This window comes from Tunicatimonas sp., from assembly GCF_049647865.1.
Classification (GTDB): domain Bacteria; phylum Bacteroidota; class Bacteroidia; order Cytophagales; family Cyclobacteriaceae; genus Tunicatimonas.
This window is the reverse complement of sequence record NZ_JBARYM010000496.1, coordinates 1-3,645: the sequence shown is the minus strand read 5'-3', so window position 1 is coordinate 3,645 and position 3,645 is coordinate 1. Positions and strand designations below refer to the sequence as shown.

General features: G+C 40.6%; 4 protein-coding genes. 1 reads left to right on the top strand and 3 read right to left on the bottom strand.

Annotated elements, in window-relative coordinates; translation table 11 throughout:
• The 3 genes from WBA23_RS14725 to WBA23_RS14715 all read right to left on the bottom strand — a co-directional run.
• Positions 1-308, bottom strand: a 308-nt coding sequence (locus tag WBA23_RS14725) for a peptide deformylase (RefSeq protein WP_424583041.1), incomplete at its 3' end; no start/stop codon positions are given.
• Positions 305-712 (bottom strand): Holliday junction resolvase RuvX, encoded by a 408-nt coding sequence (gene ruvX / locus WBA23_RS14720; RefSeq protein WP_424583040.1) that lies wholly within the window; start codon positions 710-712, stop codon positions 305-307. The genes ruvX and WBA23_RS14725, both read right to left, overlap by 4 nt.
• 5 nt (positions 713-717) lie before the next feature.
• The gene (locus WBA23_RS14715; RefSeq protein ID WP_424583039.1) at positions 718-1,464 is read right to left on the bottom strand and encodes an iron-sulfur cluster repair di-iron protein; all 747 of its coding nucleotides are present in this window, start codon (positions 1,462-1,464) and stop codon (positions 718-720) included.
• A gap of 206 nt (positions 1,465-1,670) precedes the next feature.
• On the opposite strand from WBA23_RS14715, the gene WBA23_RS14710 reads away from it, so the two are divergent.
• Positions 1,671-3,302: a S41 family peptidase gene (locus tag WBA23_RS14710; protein ID WP_424583038.1), complete on the top strand. Its 1,632-nt coding sequence runs from the start codon at positions 1,671-1,673 to the stop codon at positions 3,300-3,302.
• The last annotated feature ends 343 nt before the right edge of the window (positions 3,303-3,645 follow it).

Here is a 3,645-nt window from a genome sequence, read left to right as displayed (position 1 = left end):
ACACCTGGAATACTTAAGCAGCCTTCTTCAAAAGGCCAGTCATCTCCTTCCGTTTCTATAATTTCCGGATTAACAAACACTTTTCGGATACCCTCATTCCCTTCGTCTTCATCCAGCGGGGTGCTATCGATGACAAATATCCGAAGGCTTTTACCAATCTGGGGAGCGGCTAACCCTACCCCACTAGCCTGGTACATGGTCTCGAACATGTCTTCGCTAAGCTGCTTTACATCAATCTGATCGAAGTCAACGGCTTCGGTAGGTTTCTTCAGTACGGGGTCGCCGTACAGTACTACAGGATAAATCATGCTTTCTCTAAATACGATTGCAAAATAATAGTGGCACTCACTTTGTCAATGTTTCCTTTTTGCCGCCGATATTTCTTAGTCGTTCCGGCGGCAATCATAGCATCTAAAGCCATTTTAGAGGTAAAGCGTTCGTCTTCCCAATAAATCGGCTGAGAAAACTGCTTTTGTAGTTGTTTAACAAAACTCTGCGTAGGTTTGGTAGCGTGAGTATCGGTATTATCTAATTTTTTAGGTAACCCCACTACAAAAGCATCCACTTCTTCTTTCTGACAATATTCTCTAAGAAATACAATAATCTGCGATGCTGCCACAGTCTCTAACGGGGTAGCAATGATACGAAGTGGATCGGTTACAGCTAAGCCTACTCGTTTTAAACCGTAATCAATACCTACCAGACGGCCCATACTAATTAATTGAAGCGAACTTTAGACCGCATAATCTTCTGTACCTGTTTTTCTAACATCAGAGCCTTTGGAAATAGAATTTCATTTTCTACACTGGCATGAATGCATAGTTCACGTTCAAATTTTTGTAGCTCAGCGTACACTACGCGCAGGTGCAAGCTATCGATATTTTTAGTAGTATAATCGTTGGTAATCTGTCGAATGCCCGCCATTTCATCGTCGTCTATGTCGTGGTGGATGGCAAACTCCTGAATGGAACGTTTTTCCATATTTAAATAGAGACTCGAGCTAGGCTGGTTGGCCTGATAAGCTGACTGAAGTTCTAGAACATAAGAGAAAAAATCGTCTTCTTCTTCGTAGATATGATGAATAATATCTTCTACAAACAAAGGAAAGACAAACTGAAGATCTTCTACAATGTTAGGGTACCGATGGGTAGGAAGGTGATGAATGAGTTTACTTAGGTACGGTAGTCGCTTTTTAATAAACTGAAAGTGGGTATGTTTTAAATAAGCTATGATAACATCAACTGGAAGAGCCGACAAGCCTACTACTTCATCTTCATCTTGTTCGTAGATTGCTTCCAAGTCTTGAATTACTTCGTGAACGTTGAGCCCTCGCTCCCGGCAGACTTGCTCCAACGTTTTTTCATCGTAATCATAGAACGTAATACCAAAGTAATAGAGAACAGACGCATAAGCATAATTCTCATCAACCAACTCAGCAATACGTTTGTGCGTATGAATATTCATCTGTTCCAATATCAGGAATAATCTATCGTTTTAAATATATAAAATTAGCAGATTGTAACATTATATTCAACTTTGAAGAACGAAAGCCACCTATTTATGTTATTTTAGTACGCAAATCGCTATATTGACCTCCACTATTTTTCCTACACAGCCCTAAATATCAATCAACCCCAAATTATTATCTACATATCATTAAATGAAGAGCCGTGAGTAAAACCAGCAATTCAAAATTTCAAATTCGTCTCCCTATTCTACTTACTATTGCCGTAGCTGCCGGAATTCTTATCGGAGCCACCATGGCCGATGGCGATGGAGCCAAAAGTGACATCATTAGTGGTTATCTAAAGTTCAAAGAAATCCTTACCTACGTTCAGCGTGATTATGTAGATAAGGTAGATACCGATGATCTGGTAGAAACGGCTATCAGTCGTATGCTAGAAAAACTAGATCCGCATTCAGTATATATTCCTGCTAAAGAACTGGAATTGGCTAAGTCACAATTGGAAGGTGAGTTTGAAGGAATTGGGATAGAATTTAACATTATAAAAGATACAATCTACGTAGTGGCTCCCCTCAGTGGAGGCCCCTCAGAAGAAGTTGGCTTGCAAAGTGGTGATAAAATTGTAAAAGTAGATGGTGAGATAGTAGCCGGTACCGGAATTGATAACCGTGATGTTTTTGATCTGCTCCGAGGCAAAAAAGGTACTGAAGTAAAAGTGGAGATTAAGCGTAAGGGCGCAAAAGGCCTCATGGATTTTACCATTATTCGTGATAAAATTCCTCAAGAATCAGTAGATGCTAGCTATATGGTAGATAGCGAAGTTGGTTACATTAAAGTAAGTCGCTTTCAGGCAACTACCTACGATGAGTTCCGAGAAGCTCTTTCTGAGCTAAAGTCAGATGGAATGAAGAAACTTATTTTAGATTTGCAAGATAATCCGGGGGGCTATATGGATAAAGCCATTAATATGGCAGATGAGTTCCTCAGAGATGATGCTATGATTGTGTACACTGAAGGTAAACAGCCGCGTTATAACTCCCAGGCACGAGCTTACCGTGAAGGATTATTTGAGAGCCAACCGATTATTGTACTAATTAACGAAGGAAGTGCTTCAGCCTCAGAAATTGTTGCCGGTGCCCTGCAAGACAACGATAGAGCACTAATTGTAGGAAGGCGATCTTTTGGAAAAGGACTAGTGCAAATGCCTATTCCATTAGATGATGGTTCGGAGCTGCGGTTAACCATTTCTCGCTATTATACTCCTAGTGGACGCTCTATTCAGAAGCCCTACGAAGAAGGTGCTGCTGAGTACAGTCAGGATGTGCGCTACCGTTACGAGCACGGAGAACTGTTCAGCGCCGATAGTATTCACTTTGATGACTCACTCAAATACGAGACCATTAATAAAGGAAGACTTGTGTACGGCGGCGGTGGAATTATGCCTGATTTCTTTGTGCCGTTAGATACATCAAATATTGGGAATTCCTCACTAGGCAAGCTCTATAATACCAATGCCATTCGTGAGTATACACTTCTCTACTACGAAAACAATAAGAAAGAACTAGAAAGCATGAAGCTTCAAGACTATATCAGTAACTTTGAGGTGACTGACGAAATGGTTGATGAAATAGTTAATATTACTCGTAAGAATGGTGAAGAAGTTGATAAAGAAGAAGTAGAAAAGGCGAAAGATCTTATCAAGAACCGAGTGAAAGGACAGATTGCGCGTGGAGTTTGGGGTAACGATGGAGCATTTTCTATATTTAATGAACGAAATCAGGTGCTGCAAAAAGCTCTGAAACTATTTGGTGAAGCGGAGCGACTAGCTAGTCGTTAAACTAGTGATACTTTTATTTCAAAGGGTTGCCGCTCGCAACCCTTTTTTTTTTTAAAATGTAGAACCAAAAAAGTCTAAGTACAGTTCTCTATGTCCGTGCGAAGGAAGAAGACATAATAGTTAGAAGAAATTTATAATTTTTTAGCTGTATAACTTGCAAGTTCATTACTCTTTCTTACCTTTGCAGTCCTATTTTGGTAAGCGGGTGTAAGGAAGATGTAAGGAGCGGTAAAGAAGTGAAGAAAAGGTAGGGAGAGCGAAGCGGGGAAATAGTGCAAGCGGGGGTGATGCGAAAGGCAGAAAAGGTTTGGCGGTCAGGTTGAACTTTTGGATGGGGTAGCGG